Origin of the sequence: Streptomyces katrae, assembly GCF_002028425.1 — a bacterium.
Lineage (GTDB): Bacteria > Actinomycetota > Actinomycetes > Streptomycetales > Streptomycetaceae > Streptomyces > Streptomyces katrae_A.
Genome location: NZ_CP020044.1, coordinates 158,127 through 183,369, shown reverse-complemented (window position 1 = coordinate 183,369; position 25,243 = coordinate 158,127). Strand labels below are relative to the sequence as shown.

Here is a 25,243-nt window from a genome sequence, read left to right as displayed (position 1 = left end):
ACTGCCCACGCTACCGGGCGACACACACGCGCATGGGCGGTACGCCGGGTAACGGCCCGTGACTGACTCGTTCGCTGTAGACGCATGGTAGGCGGCAAAGTGGTGTACCAGACAGTAGGACCGAGCGGGTTGACACCCGGAACGGTCCGATCGCACCGTGCTCTCATCCGGATTCGTCGGCGAGCAGGGCAAGACCGGGATAGAACTTGGCGCCGTTGGAACGGAGCATCTCGCTGGGTGAGGAAATGCCGACCTCGGCACGGATGCGTGTTGCGAAGGCGCGGGTGGTCGCGGGCCGTAGCCCCTCGTCATCTTGGCACCAGTTGCTATAGGTGCGGTAGAGCGCGCCTTGTTCGACCTTCAGGTCGCGGGGCTCCTCGGAGCCGTCCCCGGTGGTGCAGCACTCGGCGAGGAAGCGTCCGATGTGGTCCTCGGTGGTGGCGTAGGCCTGGGTCGCGGTGCGCACGACGGCGGGGCCGCCGAGGGACGGTTTGGTCCGGAGGTAGGACATGGCGCCCTGGATCATCCAGTGGAGGATGCCGGCCCCCTCGTGGCTGACGAGCTCCTCCGCAAGGTTGTCGATCTTGCGGTGGTCCGGGACCACCTTGTCGAACGGGATCAGGCGGATGCGGCGCCAGAAGGCGTGGCCGCCGGTCCCGACCTCGGGGCGGTGGTTGCCGAGCAGCCACAGCTTGTGGGTGGGTTCGAAGCTGAAGTAGTCCTGCCGCATGCGGCGCGCCTTGAGGCGGTCCCCTCCGGTGAGGAGCTTGACGCGGGCCTCGTCGAACTTGTCGTGCGGTTTGAGCTCGCTGCAGACGAACAGGCGGCGGCCGTGGAGCTCGGTCAGCTCGGTGGAGTGCTCGTTGAACTTGCCCCGCTCCATCAGGAAGCCGGGCGGCGCCACGTCGGCGTAGTCGCCCAGGATCTTGATGACGATGTCCATGAGGGCGGACTTGCCGTTGGCGCCGATGCCGTAGAGGAAGGGCAGGACCTGGCCGCCGACGTCGCCGGTGATGGAGTAGCCGAGCAGGAGATGAACGAAGTTGATCATCTCCTTGCCCTTGTCGTCGTCGCCGAAGGTCTCCGTCAGGAACCGGGCGAAGCGGGGCGTGGGGCTGGCCTCGGGCGCGAGGTAGGTCGCACGGGAGTGGAGGTCCCTGAGCGGGTCCGGCTTGTGGAGCTCGCCCGTGCGCAGGTCGACGACGCCGGCGGGGGTGCACAGGGCGTACTTGTCGCCGTCGAGGGTGTCGGGGTCCAGGGCCAGTTCGGGTGAGGCCTTGGCCTGCGCGAGCATGGCCTTGACCCCGGAGGTCGACATGGCCCGCTTGCGGTGCTGGACGAGTTCACGGTCGGTGAAGTGGCCCCTGGGGTCGTGGAGCGGCATCTCCTCGGCCATGTCGCCGGCCGCCCAGATCGCCGCCTTCTCGCCTCCTGTGCGCTTCCACCGGTACTCGTCCCACACGTACCAGCCGAGGCCCTCGACATGGCGGAAGCGGTGGTTGTGCAGGTGGGCGAAGAGCTTGGCGTTGCCGCGGTCGGTCAGGTTGACCAGCAGGCCGGACTGGACGAAGTCGTCGGGCCTGCTGCCCGCCGGGGGAGTGGAGACCTGCTGGGCGGGCAGCTTGGCGGTCGCGCGGGGCTCGGCGGCGAAGACCGCGAGCTGCTCCGCGGCGGCGTGCGCGTCGAAGCCGGTGCTTCCTTCGCTGCTCATGAGCGTCCCTCGGGATGGATGGGGCGGTGGCTGCCGGCGCGGAGCGCGGAGTCGATGACGAGTTGGTTGCGGCGCGGTTGGGCGGGGCGTGCCGTGTGCGCGGCCTCGGTGAGGAGGGTGGCGCACTCGGGCAGGGTGATGTGGCCCGCGGCGGCGAGGCCGCCGGCGGTGAAGGCCGCGCGGTTGAGCTTGTCGGTGAAGGCCGTCCCCGACGGCGCGCCGGCGCAGCCCCGGACCTCGTCCAGGAGGGGCCCGAGGATGCGGTGGGCGGCGCCGGCCCGGCCGGGCGGCGAGGCCCGCCGGACCCGGGACACGGGAGCGGGTACCGGGGTGGGCGCGGGGGTCGTGGGGTGGTGGCCGGTACGGGCGAGTTCGGCGTGCAGCCACAGCGGCAGCGGTGCGGGGGTACGGGCCCCGGGCAGGGCCTCGTAGGCGCCGTCGGCCGTCCGGGTGCCGGGCGCGACGATGTACCCGCCGGTGGCGCGTACGTCGACCTGCCAGGCGAGGGCGGTACGGGTGCCGGTCCCGCTGGAGGAGCGGATGGGCGGGCTCCCCAGGGGGGCGCGGTACCAGATGTGCAGGCCTCCGGTGGGTGTGCGGACGCGCAGGGTGGTCTCGTCCAGGGCGGGGTCGGGCCGCCCCCGGTGTGCGGCGAGGAGCGCGAGGGTGTCGTAGCCGGTGCTCAGGCCGGTGAGGTCGACGCGGTCATCGATGTCGATGCCCGGCAGGAGCCGCCGGCGGTCGGGCAGCGGGGCTGGGTGGGTGTCGACGTCGAGGACGACGAGGCCGGCGGGGCCGCACGAGACCCCGACGCCGAAGCGGGGCTGCCTGCGCCACCAGTCCCTGATGAGGCCGGTGTCGGTGGTGGCGGCGTGGAAGCCGTGGCACCACAGCCCGTTCGCCGGGCAGGGGCAGCCCGACGGGGCGTGGGGTTCCTCCCTGCAGCGTATGCAGTTGGCCGCCGGGGTCTTGGACCCCGGGGCGAGGGGATGCACGGGCAGTCCCCGGGACGCCAGCCAGAGGGCGACCTCGAGTTCCCGGCCTGCCTCGGCTGCCGCTGGTGACGGCGATGCGCTGCGGGCTGGCACGTGTCTTCCCTCGGCTGTCAGAGCTGATGGTTCGGTTGTCCCGGGATGGTGGGATACCGGCCCCCTGAACCCCTGTTCAGGGACTGAAGGGACCAAAGTTTCACAATGCCTGACCCTAACGCAGCGACACGCCGGAGTGGCGCAGGACGCTTGACCGTTTCGTTTTCTCAGTCCCTTGAGTCCCTTGGGTCCCCGGGTGGAGGGCGGTCCCCGTGAGGGGGTCGGGTTCGGTCCCTCCGGGCGGTTGCCGCCGGGAGGCAGGGACTGAGGGGAGGGGGCGGAGCCTGGGGCCCCTCTGCCCGGGACCCCGACTCCCCTCGGGACAGGGGCGGAACCGCCGTCGGGCACAGTTCGGTCCCTGTCGCTTCAGTCACTGACGAACCTGCAGGTCAGCGGGCTGGGGCTCGATTCAGAGGGACTGAAGGGACTCAACTTCCCAGTTATGACGCGAATAATGCACATGTAGCTTCTTACGCCCGCGCATACACGCACGCACGTAAAGGCTAGAACAGTGGAAATTGAGTCCCTTCAGTCCCTGTTCTGGGTACTGAAACTGCTCTGACCTGCGGAAACGTAGAGGGACTGAAAGGGGCAGGGACCGAGGGACCGAACGGTGCGCCGTGGTCTCGACGGGCCGGGAGTGGTGTCCGGGGGGTGTTTCGGGGCCCAAGGGCTTCAGACCCTGTCCGGGAGCGGGGAGGGTCTGAAGGAGTACCGGTCCTCAAAGGGTCCGAACAATGTCAAGTCGTCCCGGGGGGACGGGTACGGATACGCCGAAGTGGGCCGTCCCCGCGAGGGGGGCGGCCCACTTCGTTGTGTGTGTGGTGTGTCAGGTGAGTTCGGCCATCATGCGGCGTCCGTAGGTCTTGCTGATCTTGACAACGGTCATGAGCATGCCGATGAGGAGGATGACGGAGAGGACGGGGACGAGGTCGACGGGGAGGGTGTAGGCCATGAGGATGCGGGCGGCGGAGTCGATGAGGAAGGCGGCGCCCCAGGCGAGGGACATCCAGCGCATGACGTTGCGGAAGCGTGCGTGGTTGTTCCAGTTGGCGTGCCAGGTCCGGGCGGTCTCTTCGGGCAGCATCTTGGTCATGGTGGTGAACATGAAGGGCCGCTTGGCGAAGAGGGTGGCGATCATCCACAGGCCGAGCAGGCCGGTGAGATAGCTCTCGCGGGCGAGGAGGAGGCGGGCGTCACCGGTGAGGAGTGTGATGGCGGTGCCGGCGGCCATGATGCTCAGGGTGAAGAGGGTGACGGCCGAGACGCGGCGTTCGGTGGCCATCTTGTAGACGAGCTGGGCCAGGGGCAGGGCGCCGCTGATGAACAGGGACAGCCACTGGCCCAGGCCGGCTCCGCGCAGGCCGTAGTAGAGGCCGAGGGGGACGCCGACCTCCATGAACGCGGTCCGGATCAGATCCGCCTTCGGGTCCTTGCCCTTGCCCTTCTTCTCGGCCTTCGTGTCGGCCTTCGCCGCGGTCTGCTGCTGTTCGGTCTGCTCCTGCTCCGCCGTCATCACCGTCTGACTCCCTTGCCCGTGGCCTGGTCCCTGTCCGGACCGTGTGGCCCGCCTTCTGAACACGAAACTACGGGCCGGACCCAGGGCGCCGGAATGGAGCTGTGAGCACACCTGCAGTGCAGAAAACTCCACCCCCACGGCCAGGGGGCGCGTGGGGGTGGAGAGGGGCTGGAAGGGCCGTCAGACGGCGGCGCCGCTCCTGCGGGTGACGCGGGGAGCCGGAATGGGGGAGGGGGCCTTGTCCGTGGCTTCCGGGACGCGGGGGGCCGTCGCGGTGAGGCGGAAGAAGCCCTTGTCGTCGATGTGGGAGGTCATCCGGCCGCCCACGGCGGCCAGGCGCAGGCGCAGGTTGCCCAGGCCGTTGCCGGAGTCCGCCGCGACCGCCTGGGGCTCACCGCCGACTCCGTCGTTGACCAGGCACAGCGACACGTGGTCGTCGTCGACGGTGGCGCGGATCGAGCAGTGCCGCATCTTGCTGTGGCGCAGCGCGTTGGTGATGCCCTCGCGCAGGACCGTGGCGAGCACGGTGTCGACGTCGGGGTCGAGCAGGCCCGTGGTGGCCGTGACGTCGACGTCGGCGGTGATGTCCGCGGCGGTCAGGATGGCGCGGGCCGAACGGGCCTCGGCGCTCAGCGTCATGTCCCGGTAGCCGCTGGCGACCGTGCGGACGTCGGCGAGGGCCTGGCGGGACAGGTCCAGTACGCCGGCCACCTCCTCCTGGGCCCGTTCCGGGGAGGCGTTGATCAGGCGGGCCGTCAGCTCGGACTTGAGGGTGATCGCGGACAGGCTGTAGCCGAGGAGGTCGTGGAGGTCCTGGGCGAAGCGCAGCCGCTCGTTGGAGACGGCCACGCGCGCGAGTTCGGCGCGGGCGGCGTGCAGCGCGACGATCAGCCGGGACAGGGTGGACAGGCCGTAGACGACGAGGCCGGTGAGCGCGGTGGCGATGGCGAAGTACGCGGTGTCGTTGACGCCCATGCCCAGGATGACCGGGTAGCCGACCATGCTGAGCGTGATCGCGGCGTAGAGGATCCAGCCGACCCGTACCGGGGTGAGCAGCAGGACGGAGGCGGCGAGGAAGCCGGCCATGCCGCCCCACTCCCAGCCGAACAGCGTCAGCGGCAGGTAGGTCATGAGGGCCTGCGCGGAGAGGGTGAGCAGGCGCGAGCGGCGGGAGGCCAGGCGGGCGCCGGGTGCCGAGTGCTTGAGCTGGAGGACGAACAGGGCGGCCAGGCAGGAGCAGCAGGCGAGGAAGACGGGGCCGGAGTCGTTTGAGGCGCGGACGTTGAGCAGCGAGATCACGGCGTAGCAGGTCACGGCCACGACGGTGATCGACCGTGCGAGGGTGGGCGCGGGTATCGCCTCTTCGGCCCTGGAGAGCTGGGCGGCGTTTTCCGGGCCTGATCGGGCAGCGGGCTCCGCGGAGAGTCTCCTCCGGCTCGCTGACGATCCGGACCAGCGGAGACTGAGCATCTTCCACCCCTTTGTGCTTTCCCCTGATAACTCAGGGTCGAATATAGGTCGAAGTTGACTCGAGTGTCCTGCGGGCCGAAATGTAACGTCAGACACGTTTGGAGCCCCTGCCGTGCCGTTGTGGCAGGTCAGGGGCTCGGGGTCGGGCGTTTTGGAGGGACCGGTTCTGGCGTTCGCGGATTTCGGGGTTTTCAGACGAACAGCGGTACGGGGTTGAGGTCTTCGTAGGCGGTGGGCCGCGTGAGCCGCCCCAGGGCGACAGGGACGTCGAAGAGGCGGCCGGGCGCGAACCGCGCCCAGAAGTGGCGCAGTCCCGGGACCACGACCTTCACCACCGGCAGGCCGATGTCGGGGCGGGTCTGGTCGAGGACCATCAGGTCCAGCCCGCGCGAGCGGGTCAGGGCGACGATCGCCTCGACGTCGTCGCGCAGGTCCGCCCGCTCCTCGAACGCCCAGTGGGCCGGGGTGCGGGGCGGGAGGGACGCATCGGGCAGCAGGTAGGGCTGGTTGGCCACCGTCGCGCCGCTCCACCAGGCGCGGGCGGTGGGATCGTCGACGCCGTAGCCGGTGCCGTCGGGCCGCACGTCGAGCACGGCCGGGATCAGCTGGTTCATCTCGGTCACGGCGCGGCGCAGGGCGATGCGCGGGTCGAAGTGGGCGCCGAAGCCGAACATGACGTCCTCGGCGGGCTTGTCGGTGCGCCGCGACAGCGCCACCATGACGGGGATGCCGAGGTCGGACGTCAGGTCGAGGACCCACAGGCGGCGGTTCATGCCCGCGTACACCTGCCGGGTCCGCTCCAGCCACGGGTCGTCGAAGGAGGCGAGGTCGACGCCGGGCTGCCGGGTGCGGTTGTACCACCACAGGGCGACCGCGTCCCGCTCGACCAGTTCCAGGAAGCCCTGGACGATGGCGTCCTCGCGGCTGCTGCCGGCGGCGTTGCCGTTGGAGTCGGCGCGGACGCTGCTGGTGCGGGTCAGGGTGTCGAAGTAGAGCATCGACGTCGGCAGCAGCCGCCGGCGCTCTTCGCCCAGCGACCACACCGGGGTCCACTCCATGGCCTCGCGCTCGTCGAAGGCGGAGCACACGTACTGGAAGCCGCCGTGGCGGGCGTTCCAGGCTTCGCGGCCGCGGATCTGGCGCGGGTCGTAGAGCTGGCAGGAGTCGGGGTGGACGGCGATGTCGCCCAGGCCGCGCAGGCTGTCGCGGACGACGAGTTCGTCGCCCTGGCGCGTGCCGCAGTACCGCTCGACGGTCTCGCACAGGGTGCTGACCTTGGCGTCGATCTCGGTGAGGCCCTTGCCGCCGCTGAGCGAGCGCAGGCCGGCGCGCAGCGAGGCCAGGTTCTGCCCGGCGCCGCCGGCGAGGTTGCGTCCGGAGGTGTAGGCGTGCAGGCCCGGGGGAGTGCGCCGGTCGCGGCGCAGCTGCTGGACGACGCCGGTGACGGGGCTGACCAGGTGGCCGTAGCGGTCCATCATCTGCTGCGGCGTCAGGGCGCGGTGCCCGCCGGACTCCTGTACCGCCTTGGGCCGGGACTCCACGGTGACCGGGCGGCGGGCCTGCTCGGCCATCAGGCCGGGGTCCCCGCACTCGGGGCACTGGGGGCGGCGGGAGACGGTGTGGTGGCGGCTCTCCAGCGTGAGGCTGTCCAGCGTCCAGACCGCGTCCTGGCCGTCGCAGCGGGTGCCGGCGAGCCACTTGGCGGCTTCCAGTACGGCGGTGTGCAGGCCCAGGGCCCGGCCGGCGGCGATGGAGGCCTGGGGGCGGGGCACCGGCCCGTCGAGGCCGAGGGCGCGCTGTACCGGGGACTCCGACATGCGGTGGTCGCGCAGCCGGAACGCCAGGCAGGACCAGCAGGCGCTTTCGCCGGGGCGGAAGAGCGGGCCGACCCAGACGTCGGCGCGGCACGTCCGGGCGAGCAGCCAGGGGCGGCTGAGGGCCCGCTGGCGCGCGTCGATCTCGCGCAGCCGCGGGTGCAGGTAGTCCTCGCACAGCACCAGGGTGAGCTCCGGTGCCGCCTCGGAGCCGGCCTCCGGGGCCGCCGGCGGCGCGTCGGCGCCGTCGGCGGGCACCACGGTCAGGCCGGAGGCCCGGCAGGCCTCCTCCGCGGCCGTGCGGTCGACACGGCCGGCGGTGAGCACCTCGACGGTGCGGGTGGTCAGGCGGGTGGTGGTGCTGGGGCCGTCGAGCCCGGCGAGGTCCCAGTAGGCGTCGGCGCGCGCGTCGGTGTCGCGGCCGTCGGGACGCAGGGCGACCAGCTCGGCGGCGGCGAGCCCCCGCAGGGTCCGGCCCACCTCCGCCGCGTCCAGCACCGCCGACGCCTCCTCGACCAGCTCGCGCATGGTGCGCGTCCCGTCCAGCAGCGGTGCGAGCACTTCCATGCAGGGACTCGGCAGCGCGGTCACCTTCCGCTCCGACAGCAGGTAGGTGGCTTCCCCCGGGACGACCTCGGCGCGCAGGTGGTTCCTGAACCCGACGCGCGGCAGGCCCGCCGCGCCCCCGCCCGCCGCGCCCCCGCCCGCCGCGCCCCCGCCCGCCGCGCCCCCGCCCGCCGTCACGCGGCGACCGCGCCCAGCGCGGCGAAGTGACGGACGGTGTCGACGGGCTGGAGCATGCAGAAGGAGAGCATCGCGACGTTGTCGTCGCCCAGGCCGTCCAGGTCCTCCACGATGAACCGGTCCTCCGTGGCGGCCGGGCCGCACAGTGCCACCAGCTCGGCTTCGAACGCGTCTACGACCTTCATGAACTCTCCCCGTTGATGCTCCGACCGCCGCGTCCTCTAGCGGCGTTCCAGCGTGATACGAGGATTCTTGTACGAGCGTGATCACTGTGCCAGTGCCCGGATCACTGAGCCGCATATGAGATCTTCACCCCTCCCTCGTTAGTGCGGCACTGGGGCGGGAGGCCCCCCGCTGCCACGATCGTGACGGCCGGTCAGCACTGCACCGGCCACAACCGGAACGTGTGCGACGCATGGGGGACAGACGCGTGGAGGTCAAGGTTTTGGGCCCGATGGAGGCCTACGAGAACGGCGTGCCCATCGTGCCCAGCGCGCCCAAGCAACGCCAGATCCTGGCTCTCCTCGCGCTGCAGGCACCCCAGGCGGTGACCGTGCCCAGCCTGATGGAGGAGCTGTGGGGGGAGGAGATCCCGCGCAGCGCCTCGCCGACCCTGCAGACGTACATCCTCCAGCTGCGCCGGCGCATCGGCGCGGCGCACTCCGACCCCGGCATCCGCCCCCGGGACATCCTGGCGACCCGCTTCGGCGGCTACCTCCTGGACGTGCCCGCCGACCGCGTCGACGCCCGCGAGTTCGAGCGCCTCGCGCAGGCCGGCCGCCGCGCCTTCGACGCCGGCGACGACTTCACGGCCTCCGAACTGCTCCGGGCCGCACTCCAGTTGTGGCGGGGCCCGGCGCTGGTCGACGTACCGGTCGGGCGGGTCCTGGAACTGGAGCTCATGCGCCTCGAGGAGGGCCGCATGGCCGCCCTGGAGCAGCGCATCGAGGCCGACCTGCGCCTCGGCCGGCACGCCGGGCTGCTGGGCGAGCTGCGCGTCCTGGCCGCCCAGCACCCGCTGCACGAGAACCTGTGCGCCCAGCTCATGATCGCGCTCTACCGCTGCGGAGCCCCCGGGCGGGCCCTCGACGCGTACGGGGTGCTCAGCGACAACCTGGTCGAGAGCCTCGGCCTGAACCCCTCGCCGCGGCTGCAGCGCCTGCAGCACGCGGTGCTCACCGCCGACCCGGCGCTGGAGCTGCCCGACACCACCGCCCGGTACGCGGTCCGCTGAGCCGGCCGGGAGCCCACGTGAAGACGACGGAACAGCAAACGGAACGACTGGCGGAGCACCGCGCCGGCGCCCGCGCGGAGCTGCGCGTGGAACGCGGGGCGCAGCTGCGGGCGCTCCAGGAGGCGTTCGAGGGGACCGCCGCGGGCGAGGGGCGTGTGGCCGTCGTCACCGGCCCGGTCGGCTGCGGCAAGACCGATGTGCTGCACGCCCTGTGCCGGCACGCCGCCCGCGCCGGGGCCCTGGTGCTGACCGCCACCGGCGTCCGTGCCGAACGCCACCTCGGTTTCGGGGTCCTCGACCGCCTCCTCGACGACCCGCAGCTGCCACCCGCCACGGCCGGCCACGTCCGCGCCCTGCTGGCCACGGCGGAGCGGGAAGGCGCCGCACCGGCCGGGCGTCCCGCCGCGCCGGCGGCGGGCGCCGGCCGCGGCGAGCAGCCCATGGCGCCCGCGCGCGCCCGTGAACTGCGCGACCTGTGCGGCGTGCTGCGCGAAGCCGCCCGCCATCGGCCGCTGGTCGTCGCCGTCGACGACCTGCAGCACGCCGACCGGCCGTCGGTGGCCGCCCTGATGTACCTGCACCGCAGGCTGCGGACCTCCCGCGTGCTGATGGTGCTCACCGACGGGGGCGCCGACGCACCCGACGGGACCGGCCCGCGCGCCGAGCTCGCCGGGGACCCCGACTGCCGCACCGTGCGCGTCGCCCCGCTGACCCGGCGCGGCGTCGCCGAACTCCTCGCCGCCCGCCTCGACCCGTGCACCGCGGACCGGCTGGCCGCCGAATGCCACGCCCTGACCGGCGGGAACCCCCTGCTCGTCCATGCCTTCGCCGACGACCGCCTCGCCGCGGGCGACCACGACGGGGAGACCCCCGTGGGCGGCTCCTTCGCCGCCGCCCTGCGCACGTGCCTGCTGCGCTGCGACGAGGGCGCCGCCGACGCCGCGCGCGCCCTGGCCGTCCTCGGCGACCTCGCCCCGGCCTCCCTGGTGGCCCGCATGCTAGGCACCGGCGTCGAAGCCGCCGCCCGGGACCTGGCAGCCCTGACGGAGGCCGGCCTCCTCGACGAAGGCCGCTTCCGCCACCCCGCCGCGCACGCCGCCGTCCTCGCCGGCTGTGAGGACGCCGACCGCCGCGACCGCCACCTGCGCGCCGCCCGGCTGCTGCACGAGGACGGGGCGCCGGGGGCCGCCGTCGCCCGTCAGCTCGTCGCCGCCCGGCAGGCCCCCGGCCCCTGGGCGGTCACCGTGCTGCGCGAGGCGGCCGAAGGGGAGGGCGCCGCGGACCGCGACCGCTTCGCCGCCGACTGCCTCGAACTCGCCGTCGGGGCCTGCCAGGACCCGGGCGAACGGGCCGCGCTGACCGCGCTGCTGGTGCGCAACCGGTGGCGTACCAGCCCCTCGGTCGCCGCCCGCCACCTGGGCGCGCTGGAGGCCCACGCCCGCGACGGACTGCTCTCGGCGCGCGACGGCGCCACCCTCGCCCTGGCGCGGCTGTGGCTGGGCCGCTCCGCCGACGCCCCGCCCCGGCCGGCGCCCGGGCCGCAGGGGACCGGCTTCGCGGACGCCGGCCGGTACCACGCGGACGTGACCCGGGCCCGCCGCCTGCTCTACTGGGACGCGGACGCGGACGCGGACGCGGACGCCGCCGACGCCGACGCCGGACCCGCCGGACCCGGCGGACCGGAGACCTCCGCGGAGGCGGCCACCGCCGACGCGGAACTGACCCTGCAGAGCACCCGCATCGGCGAGACCGCGCTGGAATCGGCGATGGCCGCCCTGTACGCACTGCTGTACGCCGACCGGACCGGCCAGGCCGCCCACTGGTGCGACACGCTCGTCGCCGAGGCCACCGCGCGCCGCGAGACGACCTGGCGGGCCGTGCTCACGGGCATACGCGCGGAGATCGCCGTACGCCAGGGCTCGCTCGCCGACGCCGAACGCCACGCCCGCACCGCGCTGGCCGTGCTCCCGCCCGAGGACTGGGGGGTCGCCATCGGCATCCCTCTCGCCGCCCGCCTCGTCGCCTGCACCGTCACCGGCCGCACCGAGGACGCCCAGCGGGTCCTCGCGCAGCGCGTGCCGCAGGAGATGTTCGGCACCCGCTTCGGCGGCCAGTACCTGTACGCCCGCGGCCGCCACTACCTCGCCGTCGGGCGGCTGCGCGCCGCCCTGGAGGACTTCCGGCGCTGCGGCGAACTGATGGCGGAGCGCGGCGTCGACCGGCCCGCCCTCATCGCCTGGCGCGGCGGCGCCGCCACCGCCTGCCTGGGCCTGGGACTGCGGGAACGCGCGGGCGAGTTCATCGGCGAACAGATGGAGCTGTCCGCACCCGAGCACATCCGGGTGCGGGGCTCCTCCCTGCGCACCATCGCCGCCCTCGGCGAGGCACGGCGCCGCCCCGCCCTGCTGTGGGAGGCCATCACCCTGCTGCAGGAGGCCGGGGACCGCCTGGAACTGGTCGGCGCGCTCGCCGACCTGAGCTGCGCCCACCACGAACTCGGCGACTACAACCGGGCGCGGATGATGGCCGGCCGCGCCGTGAAGCTCGCCCAGGACTGCGACGCCCCGTCGCTGTGCGAACGGCTCCTGCCCCACCCCGCCGTCCTCGACCCGGCACCGCCCGCGGACACCGGCCCCGCCGAAGCCCGCGCCGACGCCATCGCCACACTGAGCGACGCGGAACGGCGGGTGGCCGCCCTGGCGGCCGTCGGCCACTCCAACAGGGAGATCGGACGCGAACTGTTCATCACGGTCAGCACCGTCGAACAGCACCTGACCCGGGTCTACCGCAAGCTGCGCATCAGCCGGCGCGCCGACCTGCCCGCCGAACTCCCGCTCGGCCTGCCGGGTGCCGCCTGACACCTTCCGGCCCGTACGCCGCCGGTAGTGCCGCCACCGGCACCCGCGCCTGGTCCGTGAGCCGCTCGGCACCCTCCGGACCGTGCACCACCACGCCGAAACGTCCCTGGGAACCCCCCAGCCACCTCGCAGACGGGAACCACCCATGCGCATCCTGTTCACCACGTTCTCCGAACGTGCCCACTTCTACAGCCAGGTACCGCTCGCCTGGGCGCTGCGCGCCGCCGGGCACGAGGTCCGCGTGGCCTCGCAGCCCAAGCTCACCGACGCCATCACCGCCGCCGGCCTGACCGCCGTCCCGGTCGGCGAGGACCACCGGCTGAGCGAGATGCAGAAGGAGCACGCCGACGCCTGGGGCAGCGGCGGCGCCGGCTTCGGCGGCCTCCACAAGGGCGAGGGGGAGACCACCACCCCGGAGGAGCGGCTGCGCCGCCAGACGCTGCTCACCACCCTGTACAACGCCCCCATCAACAACGACTCCTTCGTCGACGGGCTCGTCGAGTTCGCCCGCGCCTGGCAGCCCGACCTCGTCATCTGGGAGCCGCAGACGTACGCCGGCGCCGTCGCCGCCCGCGTCGTCGGCGCCGCCCACGCCCGCCTGCTGTGGGGCCCGGACGTCATGCTGCGCTCCCGCGAGACCTTCCTCGCCGACATGGCGCAGCTGCCCGAGGCCGAGCGCCAGGACCCGCTCGTCGAGTGGCTGACCGGGCTGCTGGAGCGGCACGGCGCGACCTTCCACCCGGAGGTCGTCACCGGCCAGTGGACCATCGACCCGTGCCCCGAGGGCGTACGGCTGCCCGTGGGCGTCAACACCGTCCCGATGCGGTACGTCCCCTACAACGGCCCCGCCGTCGTACCGGAGTGGCTGCACGAGGCGCCCGCCAAGCCGCGTGTGTGCCTGACCATGGGCGGCTCGCTGCGCGAGCACATCGGGCACGACGGCTTCCCGATCTCCGCCCTCGGCATGTGGGCCGACCTCGACATCGAGCTGATCGCCACCCTCGTGCCGTTCCCCGGCGAGACCGACCCGCAGGTCCCCGACAACGCGCGCGTCATCCCCTTCGTGCCCATGCACGCCCTGCTGCCGACCTGCTCGGCCATCGTCCACTACGGCGGCGGCGGCACCTGGTCGACCGCCCTGAACTACGGCGTGCCGCAGCTGATGATCCCCAAGATCTGGGACACCGTCGTCAAGGCCGAGCACCTCCAGGAGTCGGGCGCGGGCCTGTTCGTGCACGCCGACAACGTCACCGGCGAGGCCCTGCACGACGCCCTGGCCCGGCTCGTCGACGACCCTTCGTTCAAGGAGAACGCGCTGCGCCTGCGCGACGAGATCCACGCGCAGCCGTCCCCGGCGGAGCTCGTGGCGACCCTGGAGAAGCTCACGGCCGAATACCGTGAGGACAAGGCGGCGACCGTCTGATGGAGGTCATCGGGCGGGGATTCCTCGCCGGCAATTTCCAGAGGATTTCCGACCGGCACCCGGACGTCACCCTCATCGCTGCTGGGGTTTCCGCCACCGGAGTCGAGAACCCGGCGGAATTCGCCCGCGAATCGGAACTCGTCCGCTCGGTGACCGAACGGTGCCGGCTCCTGGGCCGCACCGTGGTGTTCTTCTCCACGGCCTCCCACGCCATGTACGGCACCACCCGCGTACCGGCCGAGGAGGACGCGCCGATCGCGCCGGTCAATCCCTACGGCCGGCACAAGGCCGCGCTGGAGGAGGCGGTCGCGGCCCTGTCCGGGCACTGGCTGACCCTGCGGCTCAGCCACGTGGTGGGACCGCACCAGCGGCCCCACCAGCTGATCCCCGCCCTCACCGCGCAGGTGGGGGCGGGGAGCGTGCGCCTGTACCGGGGCGCCCACCGGGACCTGGTCGACGCGGCGGACGTGGTCGGCGCGGTCGACGCGCTGCTGACGGCCGGCGTCCGGGACCGGGTGGTGAACGTCGCGGCCGGCAGCCCCTACCCCGTCGAGGAGATCGTGCGGGGCATCGAGCGGCGCCTCGGGCGCACGGCGGCACGGGAGTACGTGCCCGCCGCCCCCCAGCGCACGGAGGTCTCCGTGGAGCGGCTGCGCCGCCTCGCCCCGCACGCGTGCCCGCGGGGCGGGGCCGAGTATCTCGCCGGGCTGCTCGACCGTCACGTCGGCGCGGCCCGTTGCGGGGTTCCGTAGGGGCGCATAGGGGTGTGGGCGGCGAACGCCGTTATCTAACGTGGAATTTGAAGAATGGTCGCATTATGGGGCGCGGGGTGTTCTCGATGAGCAGGACGGCATTTCTCTTCACCGGCCAGGGGGCGCAGAGAGCGGGAGCGGGGGGTGAGCTGGCGGCACGATTCCCCGAATTCGACGAGGAAATCGGGGCGGTCTGTGCCCACATGGACCCCCACCTCTCGCGGCCGCTGCGCGACGCGCTCTCGGGTGTGGACGGGCTGCTGGACGCGACAGGGTTCGCCCAGCCGGCCCTCTTCGCCCTGGAGACGGCCCTGTTCCGGCTGGTCACCTCGCGGGGCACCACCCCCGACGTGCTCCTCGGCCACTCCCTCGGCGAGATCACCGCCGCCCACGTGTCCGGGGTGCTCGACCTGCCCGACGCCTGCCGGCTGGTCGCCGCCCGCGGCCGGCTCATGCAGGGGCTGCCCGCCGGCGGCACCATGCTCGCCGTGCGCGCCACGCCGGAGCAGCTCGCCCCGCTGCTGTCCGACCACCCGGGCGTCGCCGTCGCCGCCGTCAACGGACCGGCCGCCGTGGTGCTGTCCGGGGCCGCGGACGCCGTCGCGGCGCTCGGCGGCCTCCTCGCCCGCCAGGGCGTCAAGACCAAGCGGCTCGCGGTGAGCCATGCCTTCCACTCCCCGCTGATGGACCCGATGCTCGACGCCTTCCGGGAGGTCGCCGCCTCGGTCACCCTCCGCCCGCCGCGCATCCCCGTCGTCTCCAACGTCACCGGCCGGCCCGCCACGGCCGACGAGCTTTGCTCGCCCGACTACTGGGTGCGCCACGTACGCGCCACCGTCCGCTTCGCCGACGGCGTGCGCTCCCTCCTCGACTCCGGTGTCACCCGCTTCCTCGAACTGGGCCCCGACGGCGTCCTGACCGCCCTCGCCCAGGACTGCGCCGCCGCCCTGCCCCCGGGCCCGGGCGGCCCCGCGCGGTTCGAGACCGTGCTCGACCGGCGCCGGCCGGAACCCGAGACCTTGCTGGAGGCGCTGGACCGCCTCCGGTCCCCCGCCGCCGCGCCGGCCGGCCCGGCCCCGGCGGCCGCCCCCGTACCGGCGCGCCGGCTGCTGGAGCTCACCGTCGCCCACGTCGCCGCCGTACTCGGCGACGGGGCTCCCGACAGCCTCGACGCCGGCCGCAGCTTCGAGGAACTGGGCTTCGACTCGCTGGCCGTCGTCCGGCTGCGCACCCGCCTCACCGAGGCCACCGGGCTCGCGCTCCCGGCCACCGTCGCCTTCGACCACCCCACCCCCGCCGCTCTCGCCGAACACCTCGCCGCCCGCCTCGCGGGCCGCGACGACACTGCGGACCTTCCCCGCTCCGCCGGCCCCGCCGACGGCGACGACCCCATCGCCATCGTCGGCATGGGCTGCCGCTACCCGGGGGGCATCGCCTCCCCCGAGGACCTGTGGGAGCTCGTGACCGCCGACGGCGACGCCGTCTCCGCCTTCCCCACCGACCGCGAATGGGACCTCGACGCCCTCCACGACCCCCGCAACGAGCGCCCCGGCACCTCCATCACCGCCTCCGGCGGGTTCCTCGACGACCCCGCCGGCTTCGACCCCGCCTTCTTCGGCATCTCGCCGCGCGAAGCCCTCGCCACCGACCCCCAGCAGCGGCTGCTGCTGGAGACCGCCTGGGAGGCCGTCGAACGGGCCGGCATCGACCCGGCGTCGCTGCGCGGCAGCGCCACCGGCGTCTTCGCCGGCTCCAACGGCCAGGACTACTCCCTGCTCCTGCGCGAGGTACCGGGCAGCGCCGAGGGCTACGAGAACACCGGCAGCGCGGCCAGCGTCGTCTCCGGCCGCGTCGCCTACGTCCTCGGTACCGAAGGCCCGGCGCTGACCGTCGACACCGCCTGCTCCTCCTCCCTCGTCGCACTGCACCTCGCGGCCCGGGCCCTGCGGAGCGGCGAGTGCACGCTGGCGCTGGCCGCCGGTGTGACCGTGATGGCCACGCCCCGGCGGTTCGTCGAGTTCACCAAGCAGCGCGGCCTGGCCCCCGACGGCCGCTGCAAGTCCTTCGCCGCCGCCGCGGACGGTACGGGCTGGTCCGAGGGCGTCGGCGTCCTCGTCCTGGAGCGCCTGTCGGACGCCCGCCGCAACGGGCACCGCGTCCTCGCGCTGGTCCGGGGCTCCGCCGTCAATCAGGACGGCGCCTCCAACGGACTGACCGCCCCCAACGGCCTCGCCCAGCAGCGCGTCATCCGCGCGGCCCTGGCCAACGCCGGCCTGACCGGCGCCGACGTCGACGCCGTCGAGGCGCACGGCACCGGGACGACCCTCGGCGACCCGATCGAGGCGCACGCCCTGCTCGCCACCTACGGCCAGGACCGCGACGGCGGGGAGCCGCTGTGGCTCGGCTCGTTCAAGTCCAACATCGGCCACGCCCAGGCCGCCGCCGGCATCGGCGGCGTCATCAAGATGGTCCAGGCCCTCGCGCACGAGGTCCTGCCGCGGACCCTGCACGTCGACGAGCCCTCCCCGCACGTCGACTGGGCCTCCGGAGCGGTCGGCCTGCTCACCGGGGCGCGGCCGTGGCCGGCCCGCGAGGACCGGCCGCGCCGGGCCGGCGTCTCCTCGTTCGGCATCAGCGGCACCAACGCCCACGTCATCGTCGAAGAGGCACCCGCGCAGGCCTCGGCCGACGAGGCAACGGAGGTGGCCCCGCCGCACGCCGTCGTCCCGTGGCTGCTCTCCGGCACCTCCGACGAGGCGCTGCGCGCCCAGGCCGGCCGCCTCGCCGCCCACGTCCGCGCCCACCCCGAGCACACCGCGCACGGCCTGGGCCGCGCCCTCGCGACCACCCGGACCGCCTTCGAACAGCGGGCCGCGGTCGTCGCCGCCGACCCCGGACGGCTGCTCGCCGCCCTGGACGCCCTCGCCGCCGGGGAGCGGGCCCCCGGCCTGGTCCGCGGCACCGCACGCGGCCTGACCCGGACCGGCTTCCTGTTCACGGGGCAGGGCGCGCAGCGGGCCGGGATGGGGCGTGAGTTGTATGCGGCGTTCCCGGTGTTCGCGCAGGCGCTGGACGCGGTGTGCGCGGAGATCGACCCGGTGCTGGGGCGGTCGCTGCGGGAGGTCGTGTTCGCGGAGGACTCCGCTGAGCTGGACCGTACGGAGTTCACGCAGCCGGCGCTGTTCGCGCTCGAAGTTTCCCTGTTCCGGCTGGTGGAGAGCTGGGGTCTGAAGTCCGACTATCTGCTGGGTCACTCCATTGGTGAGATCGCCGCTGCGCATGTGGCGGGGGTGTTCTCGCTGGCTGATGCGGCGCGGCTGGTCGTTGCGCGTGGTCGGCTGATGCAGGCGCTGCCGGCTGGTGGTGCGATGGTGTCGGTGCGTGCGGCTGAGGCGGAGGTGGCCGAGCTGGTCGCCGCGTACGAGGACGTGAGCATCGCGGCCGTCAACGGGCCTTCCTCCGTGGTGATCTCGGGTGCGGCCGATTCCGTGACCGCCATCGCGGACGCGCTCGGCGAGCGCGGGGTGAAGACCAAGCGGCTGACGGTGAGCCACGCGTTCCACTCGCCGCTGATGGACCCGATGCTGGACGAGTTCCGTACCGTCCTGGAGGCCGTCGACTTTGCCGAGCCCCTGATCCCCGTCGTGTCGAACCTGACCGGTGACCTGGCACAGGCCGGTCAGCTCTGCTCGCCCGAGTACTGGGTCCGCCACGTCCGCGAGGCGGTCCGCTTCGCCGACGGCATGGCCGCCCTGGAAGCGGAGGGCGTCACCCGGTTCGTCGAGCTGGGCCCGGACGGCGTGCTGTCCGCGATGGGCGCCGACTGCGTCGGCGACGGCGTGTTCGTGCCCGTGCTGCGCAAGGACCGAGACGAGGCCGAAGCGGCCGTCGCCGCCCTCGCCCAGGCCCACGTCCACGGCGTCACCGTCGACTGGACCGCGTACTTCGGCGGGACCGGCGCGCCGCGCGTGGACCTGCCGACGTACGCCTTCCAGCACGAGCGGTACTGGCCCCGGATACCCGGACGCGCCGACCGGGCGCGGGACGTCGCCGCACTGCGCTACCGCCTCGACTGGCGGGTTCGTCCCGACCGGACCGCACCCCTGGAGTCCGCGGGCCGCTGGCTCGTGGTCCGGCCGCTGGGCGAGGAGGGCCACGAGGCGGCCGACGCCCTGGAAGCCGGACTGCGCCGCTGTGGCGCCGAGGTCGTGACCCTCGACCCCGCCACCGTGACCGCCGACCGCGCCGAGTGGGCGCGGACGCTGCGCGCGCTGCTGCCCGCCGACGGCGCCGAGCCGTTCGGCGTCCTGTCCCTCCTCGCCCTCGGCACGGCAGGGGCGTTCCCCGACGGCGGGGCCACCGCCGCCACGGCGACCCTCGTCCAGGCCCTGGGCGACCTCGGGGGCTCCGCACGGCTGTGGTGCGTCACCGCCGACGCGGTCGCCGCCGGACCGCAGGACCGGGTCACCGCGCCCGGCCGGGCGCAGCTGTGGGGGATGGGCCCCGTCGTGGCGGCCGAGTACCCCCACCTGTGGGGCGGGCTCGTCGACCTGCCGGCCGGTCCGCTGGACGACACGGCCGTGGCCCGTACCTGCTCCGTCCTCCTCGGCACGCCCGGCGTGCCCGACGAGGACCAGGTGGCCGTGCGGGCGGACGGCGTGCTGGTGCGCCGCCTCGACCGGGACACGGCGCCGCGCCGGCCCCAGCGGGCCTGGGCGCCCTCCGGCACCGTGCTGATCACCGGGGGTACGGGCGCCGTCGGCTCCCGCGTCGCCCGCCGGATGGCCGAACGGGGCGCCGGGCACCTGCTGCTGCTCAGCCGCGCCGGGGACCGGGCCGAGGGCGCCGAACTCCTGCGTGCCGAGCTGACCGCGGCCGGCGCCGAGGTGACCATCGCCGCCTGCGATGCGGCCGACCGCGACGCGCTCGCCGCGGTGCTGGCCGCCGTCCCCGCGCACCAGCCGCTCACCGCCGTCGTCCACGCCGCCGGCGTCCTCGACGACGGAGTGATCGACTCCCTCACCCCGCAGCGCTTCGCGGCCGTCGCCCGGCCGAAGACCGACGCGGCGGCGCACCTGCACGAGCTGACCCTCGACGCCGGCCTGTCCGCGTTCGTCCTCTTCTCCTCCGACACCAGCGTCCTCGGCGGCGCAGGCCGCGCCAACTACGCCGCCGCCAACGCCTACCTGGACGCGCTCGCCGCGCACCGCCGCGCCCTCGGGCTGCCCGCCACCAGCGTCTCGTGGGGCGCGTGGGCGGGGACCGGGATGGCCACCGGTGAGGCCGCCGCCGAGCACCTGCACCGCAGGGGCATCCTGCCGATGGATCCCGACACCGCGCTCACCGCGCTGGACCAGCTGCTCGACGAGGACGCCACCTGGCGGCTCGTCGCCGACGTCGACTGGCGGCGGGCGGCCGACCCGGGCCACGCCCGGCGCCCCGATCCGCTGCTGCGCGACCTGGCCGACGCCCGGTCCGCGCAGGCGGAAGCGGAGACGGCCGGTGCGGCCGGACCGGGCACGGACGACGCCCCGTTCGCGCGCCGGCTGGCCGAAGCCGCGCCCGCCGACCGCGACCGGCTGCTGCTGGACGTCGTACGCGCCCACGTGGCCGCCGTCCTCGGACACGCCGCGCCCGCCGGCATCGACCCCGACCGGGCCTTCAAGGACCTCGGCTTCGACTCCCTCACCGGTGTGGAACTGCGCACCCTGCTCGGTGCGGCGACCGGTCTGCGCCTGCCCGCCTCCCTGATCTTCGACCACCCGACGCCCCGGGCGCTCGTCGGCCACCTGCGCGCCGAACTCCTCGGCGGCGAAGGCGGCGAAGGCGCCGGAAGGGCCGGCGCGACAGCCCCCGCCGCCCCCGCGCCGGACCCCGGACACGACGAGCCGCTCGCCGTCATCGCCACGAGCTGCCGCTTCCCCGGCGGTGTCGACAGCCCCGAGGACCTGTGGCGGCTGGTGCTCGGCGGCCACGACGCCACCTCCGACTTCCCGGCCGACCGGGGCTGGGACCTCGCCGCCCTCCACCACCCGGACCCCGACCACACCGGCACCTCCTACACCCGCCGCGGCGGCTTCCTCGACGACCTGTCCGGCTTCGACCCGGCCTTCTTCGGGATCTCGCCCCGCGAGGCCCTTGCGATGGACCCGCAGCAGCGCCTGCTGCTGGAGACCTCCTGGGAGGCGTTCGAACGGGCCGGCATCGACCCGGCCGCCCTGCGCGGCAGCCGCACCGGCGTGTACATCGGCACCAACGGCCAGGACTACGTGCCGGTGCTGATGGACTCCACCGACGACGTCGAGAGCCACCGGGCCACCGGCAACGCGGTCAGCGTCATGTCCGGCCGCATCTCCTACACCTACGGCTTCGAGGGCCCCGCCGTCTCGGTGGACACCGCCTGCTCCTCCTCGCTGGTCGCCCTGCACTGGGCGGCCCGCTCGCTGCGCGGCGGCGAGTGCTCCCTGGCCGTCGTGGGCGGCGTGACGCTGATGTCGACGCCCCGCCGGTTCGTGGACTTCTCGCGCCAGCGCGGTCTCGCCGCCGACGGCCGCTGCAAGGCCTTCGCCGCGGCGGCGGACGGCACCGCCTGGGGCGAGGGCGTGGGCATGCTCCTGGTGGAGCGGCTCTCCGACGCCCGCCGCCACGGCCACCCGGTGCTCGCGGTCATCCGCGGTTCGGCGATCAACCAGGACGGCGCCAGCAACGGGCTGACCGCCCCCCACGGCCCGTCCCAGCAGCGGGTCATCCGCGCCGCGCTGGCCGACGCCGGACTCGACGCGTCCGAGGTCGACGCGGTCGAGGCGCACGGCACCGGTACGAAGCTCGGCGACCCGATCGAGGCACAGGCCCTGCTCGCCACCTACGGCCAGGGCCGCGACGGCGGCGAGCCGCTGCGGCTGGGCTCGCTGAAGTCGAACATCGGCCACACCCAGGCCGCCGCCGGCGTGGCCGGCGTCATCAAGATGGTCGAGGCGATGCGCCACGGCGTGCTGCCCAAGACCCTGCACGTGGACGAGCCGTCCCCGCACGTCGACTGGTCGGCGGGCGCGGTGGAACTCCTCACCGAGACCCGGGACTGGCCGGACACCGGCCGCCCGCGCCGGGCGGCCGTCTCCTCCTTCGGCATGAGCGGCACCAACGCCCACGTCGTGCTGGAGCAGGCCCCGCCGGAGCCGGAGCCGGCGACGGCGGCGGGCGAGCGCTGCGCGCCGGATGCCGTGCCGTGGGTGTTCTCCGCCCGTTCCGAGGCCGCCGTACAGGCGCAGGCCGAACGCCTCGCCGCCCACCTCGCCGGGCACCCGGACGCTGACCCGGCCGACATCGGCTCCTCCCTCGCCACGACGCGCGCGGTGATGGAGCACCGGGCGGTGGTCCTGGGCGCCGACTCGGCCGAGGCGCTCACCGCCCTGGCCGAGGGCCGCGAGGCCCCCGGCGTCGTCCGCGGCATCGCGGGCGCCGGCTCCTCCCGTCCCGTGTTCGTCTTCCCGGGCCAGGGCTCGCAGTGGGTCGGCATGGCCGTCGAACTCCTCGACTCCTCGCCGGTGTTCGCGGCGCGGATCGCCGAGTGCGAGGAGGCCCTTGCCGACTACGTGGACTGGTCCCTGACCGAGGTACTGCGCTCGGACGACCCGCTGGAGCGGGTAGATGTGGTCCAGCCGGTGCTGTTCGCGGTGATGGTGTCCCTGGCAGAGGTCTGGAAGTCCTACGGGGTCCGGCCCGCGGCCGTGATCGGCCACTCGCAGGGCGAGATCGCCGCCGCGTGCGTGGCCGGGGCCCTGTCCCTGGAGGACGCCGCGAAGGTCGTCGCGCTGCGCAGCCAGGCCATCGAGGTCCTCTCGGGGCTCGGCGGCATGGTCTCCGTCCCCCTGTCCGCCGCGGCCGCGCAGAAGCGCATCGCCCCCTACGCCGGCCGGCTGGCGGTGGCCGTGGTCAACGGACCCTCCTCCACGGTCGTCTCCGGTGACACCGGGGCCTGCCTGGAGCTGGTGGCCGAACTGGAGGCCGACGGGGTCCGGGCCCGCCGGGTCGCCGTGGACTACGCCTCCCACTGCGCGCACGTCGAGAAGATCGAAGGCGAACTCGCCGAACTGCTGGGCGGACTCCGCCCGCGCCGCGCGGACGTCCCCATGTACTCCACCCTGACCGGCGAGCCGCTGGAGGGCACCGAGCTCGACGGCGGCTACTGGTACCGCAACCTGCGCGAAACCGTTCTGTTCGAGCAGGCCGTGAACCGGGCGCTCGCCGACGGCCACCGCCTCTTCGCCGAGTGCAGCCCGCACCCGGTCCTCGCCGTCGGACTCGCCGAGATGGACGCGACGGCCATCGGCACCCTGCGCCGCGGCGACGGCGGACCGCGCCGGATCCTCACCTCGCTCGCCGAGGCCTGGGCGGCCGGCGCCGACGTCGACTGGACGACGGCCTTCGACGGCACCGGCGCCCGGCGCGTCGGCCTGCCCACCTACCCCTTCCAGCGCGAGCGGTTCTGGCCGCAGCCCAAGATCCCCGTCGGCCCCGTCGCCGACGCCGCCGACCGGCTGCGCCACCACCTCGCCTGGACACCGCTGCCCGACCCGTCCGACGGCCTCCTGCCGGGCACCTGGCTCCTCGTCGTCCCCGCCGACGCGGCCGGCGACCCGCTGGTCACCGGCTGCGCCGGGGCACTCGGCGCCCGGGGCGCCGACGTCCTACGGATCGACGTACCCGCAGGGGAACTCGACCGGGCCGCACTCACCCGCCACCTCACCCGGCACACCGGCGGCCTCGCCCCCGCGGGCGTCCTGTCCCTGCTGGCCCTGGCCGGCGGGGAGGCGCCCGCCCACCCCGGCCTGCCCGCCGGACTCGCGGCGACGGCCGCCCTGGCCCACGCCCTCGGCGACAGCGGCGCCGACGCCCCGCTGTGGTGCCTGACGCGCGGCGCGACGGCCGTGGACCCCGAGGACACCGCCGACCCGGACCAGGCCCTGGTCTGGGGGTTCGGACAGGTCGCCGCCCAGGAGTACGCCGCACGCTGGGGCGGCCTCCTCGACCTGCCGGCCGCCCCGGACGCGCGGAGCACCGAACTGCTCGGCCGCCTCCTGGCCGCCTCCCACGACGGGGCCCCGGCCGAGGACCGGCTGGCGCTGCGCCCCTCGGGCCTCCACGCCCGCCGGATCGTCCCCGCCGCGCCCCGCGCCGGCCAGACCCCGGCACGGGCCTGGAACCCGTCCGGGACCGTCCTGGTCACCGGCGCCGACGGCGTCACCGGCGGGCACGTCGTCCGCTGGCTCGCCGAGCGGGGCGCGGAGCACCTGCTGCTCCCCGTGGACGGGGACGCGGCCCGCGAGCGCGCGCTCGCCGCTCTCGCCGCCGCCGGCCCCGAGGGCGGTACCCCCCGCGTGTCCGTCGTGGACTGCGACACCACCGACCGGGACGCGCTCGCCGCGCTGCTGGCCGCCGTGCCCGCCGAACTCCCGCTGACGGCCGTCGTGCACGCCCCGCAGCTCGCCCTGCGTGCTCCGCTGGACGAACTCACGCCCGCGGCACTGGCCGGGGCGCTCGCCCCGGCGGTGCGCACGGCCCGGCACCTGGACGCCCTCACCGCGGGCCTGGACCTCGACGCGTTCGTCCTGTGCGCCACTACCGCCGGCGCCCTCGGGGCGACCGGTCAGGGCGCGCTCGCCCCCGCCGACGCCCATCTCGCGGCACTCGCCACCCGGCGCCGCGCCGGAGGGCTGCCCGCCACCTGCGTGCAGCTGGGCTCCTGGGAGGGCCCCGCGCCGACCGCGCAGGAGCGGGAGGCGACGCAGCTGCGGGCCCTGCACGGCGTCCCGCCCATGGACGCCGGGCAGGCCCTGGCCGCACTCCGCCGGACCGTCGAGCACGAGGAGCCGGCCGCGGTCGTCGCCGACGTCGACTGGGAGCGCTTCGCCGTCGCCTTCACCGCCACCCGGCCCAGCCGGCTCCTCGACCCGGTCCTCGCCGCACACCGCGCCGCCACCGGACCCGCCAGCGCCACGGCCACGGCAGCCGCGCCGCAGACGGGAGCCGCACCGGAGCGCTCGCTGCGCGACGAACTGGCCGACCTCCCCGAGGCGGAACGCGACCGGGCCCTGACCGCGCTGGTCCGCCGGCAGGTGGCCGCCGTACTCGGCCACGCGGACGCCGACGGCATCGACGCCCGCCGGCCCTTCAAAAACCTGGGCTTCGACTCCGTGACCGGAGTGGACCTGCGCAACCGGCTCGGCGCCGCCACCGGCCTGCGCCTGCCCGCCGGTCTCGTCTTCGACCACCCGACCCCGGCGGCGCTCGTCGCGCACCTGCGCGCCGAACTCCTGCCGGACGAAGCCGCCGACGACATCACGCGCGGCCTGTCGGCACTGGACGCCTTCGAAGCGGTACTCGCCGGCGTCTGCGAGGCCGACGACGCCCGAGCCGGGTTCGCCGACCGCCTGCGGTCCCTGCTGCGCCGCTGCGGCGAGGCCGTGCCGACGGCGCTCCCGTCCCCGGCCCTCACCGCCACCGTCGACGACGCCGACCTCGAACTCGCCAGTCACGAGGAGCTGTTCGAGCTCATCGACGAAGAACTCGGAAACCGCTGAGGCGCTCGCGCGCCGCACCGGCGTCCACGCCGCCCGAACAGTCACCCGGA

Annotated in this window: 11 protein-coding genes; 5 read left to right on the top strand and 6 right to left on the bottom strand. The window is 74.5% G+C overall.

What is annotated here, in order from left to right; genetic code table 11:
- Positions 1-163: 163 nt before the first annotated feature.
- The 6 genes from B4U46_RS35865 to B4U46_RS39785 all read right to left on the bottom strand — a co-directional run bounded on the left by B4U46_RS35865 (position 164) and on the right by B4U46_RS39785 (position 8,531).
- Complete coding sequence (locus tag B4U46_RS35865) at positions 164-1,711, bottom strand: DNA primase family protein (protein ID WP_079432452.1); 1,548 nt, start codon at positions 1,709-1,711, stop codon at positions 164-166.
- Positions 1,708-2,706, bottom strand: a complete 999-nt coding sequence (locus tag B4U46_RS35860) for a bifunctional DNA primase/polymerase (RefSeq protein WP_237293462.1) — start codon at positions 2,704-2,706, stop codon at positions 1,708-1,710. Before B4U46_RS35860 ends, B4U46_RS35865 begins: the two co-directional genes overlap by 4 nt.
- A 922-nt stretch (positions 2,707-3,628) precedes the next feature.
- Entirely contained in the window at positions 3,629-4,315 is a 687-nt protein-coding gene (locus B4U46_RS35855) for a VC0807 family protein (protein ID WP_079432451.1), read from the bottom strand.
- A 183-nt stretch (positions 4,316-4,498) separates the two neighbouring features.
- Positions 4,499-5,632: a sensor histidine kinase gene (locus B4U46_RS35850; protein WP_237293461.1), complete on the bottom strand. Its 1,134-nt coding sequence runs from the start codon at positions 5,630-5,632 to the stop codon at positions 4,499-4,501.
- A 347-nt stretch (positions 5,633-5,979) separates the two neighbouring features.
- Entirely contained in the window at positions 5,980-8,346 is a 2,367-nt protein-coding gene (locus B4U46_RS35845) for a TOMM precursor leader peptide-binding protein (protein ID WP_398909222.1), read from the bottom strand.
- Positions 8,343-8,531: a hypothetical protein gene (locus B4U46_RS39785; protein ID WP_167747668.1), complete on the bottom strand. Its 189-nt coding sequence runs from the start codon at positions 8,529-8,531 to the stop codon at positions 8,343-8,345. Before B4U46_RS39785 ends, B4U46_RS35845 begins: the two co-directional genes overlap by 4 nt.
- 245 nt (positions 8,532-8,776) lie before the next feature.
- Here B4U46_RS39785 and B4U46_RS35840 point away from each other — a divergent pair, with 245 nt between their 5' ends.
- The 5 genes from B4U46_RS35840 (at position 8,777) to B4U46_RS39780 (ending at position 25,193) form a co-directional block, all read left to right on the top strand.
- The gene (locus B4U46_RS35840) at positions 8,777-9,580 is read left to right on the top strand and encodes an AfsR/SARP family transcriptional regulator (RefSeq protein ID WP_079432469.1); all 804 of its coding nucleotides are present in this window, start codon (positions 8,777-8,779) and stop codon (positions 9,578-9,580) included.
- Between the two features lie 17 nt (positions 9,581-9,597).
- Positions 9,598-12,438, top strand: coding sequence for an ATP-binding protein (locus B4U46_RS35835; protein ID WP_159402163.1), 2,841 nt, complete (start codon positions 9,598-9,600; stop codon positions 12,436-12,438).
- Positions 12,439-12,583: 145 nt separating this feature from the next.
- Positions 12,584-13,861, top strand: coding sequence for an activator-dependent family glycosyltransferase (locus tag B4U46_RS35830; RefSeq protein WP_079432447.1), 1,278 nt, complete (start codon positions 12,584-12,586; stop codon positions 13,859-13,861).
- Entirely contained in the window at positions 13,861-14,613 is a 753-nt protein-coding gene (locus B4U46_RS35825; RefSeq protein ID WP_079432446.1) for an NAD-dependent epimerase/dehydratase family protein, read from the top strand. The genes B4U46_RS35830 and B4U46_RS35825 overlap by 1 nt, the downstream gene beginning before the upstream one ends.
- 65 nt (positions 14,614-14,678) lie before the next feature.
- Positions 14,679-25,193, top strand: coding sequence for a type I polyketide synthase (locus tag B4U46_RS39780; protein ID WP_079432445.1), 10,515 nt, complete (start codon positions 14,679-14,681; stop codon positions 25,191-25,193).
- Positions 25,194-25,243 lie beyond the last annotated feature (50 nt).

Excerpts from the sequence above, each read along its gene's own strand:
- B4U46_RS35865 (WP_079432452.1), bottom strand. The coding sequence starts at position 1,711 with ATGAGCAGCGAAGGAAGCACCGGCTTCGACGCGCACGCCGCCGCGGAG.
- B4U46_RS35855 (WP_079432451.1), bottom strand. The coding sequence starts at position 4,315 with ATGACGGCGGAGCAGGAGCAGACCGAACAGCAGCAGACCGCGGCGAAG.
- B4U46_RS39785 (WP_167747668.1), bottom strand. The coding sequence starts at position 8,531 with ATGAAGGTCGTAGACGCGTTCGAAGCCGAGCTGGTGGCACTGTGCGGC.
- B4U46_RS35830 (WP_079432447.1), top strand. The coding sequence starts at position 12,584 with ATGCGCATCCTGTTCACCACGTTCTCCGAACGTGCCCACTTCTACAGC.
- B4U46_RS35825 (WP_079432446.1), top strand. The coding sequence starts at position 13,861 with ATGGAGGTCATCGGGCGGGGATTCCTCGCCGGCAATTTCCAGAGGATT.
- B4U46_RS39780 (WP_079432445.1), top strand. The coding sequence starts at position 14,679 with ATGGGGCGCGGGGTGTTCTCGATGAGCAGGACGGCATTTCTCTTCACC.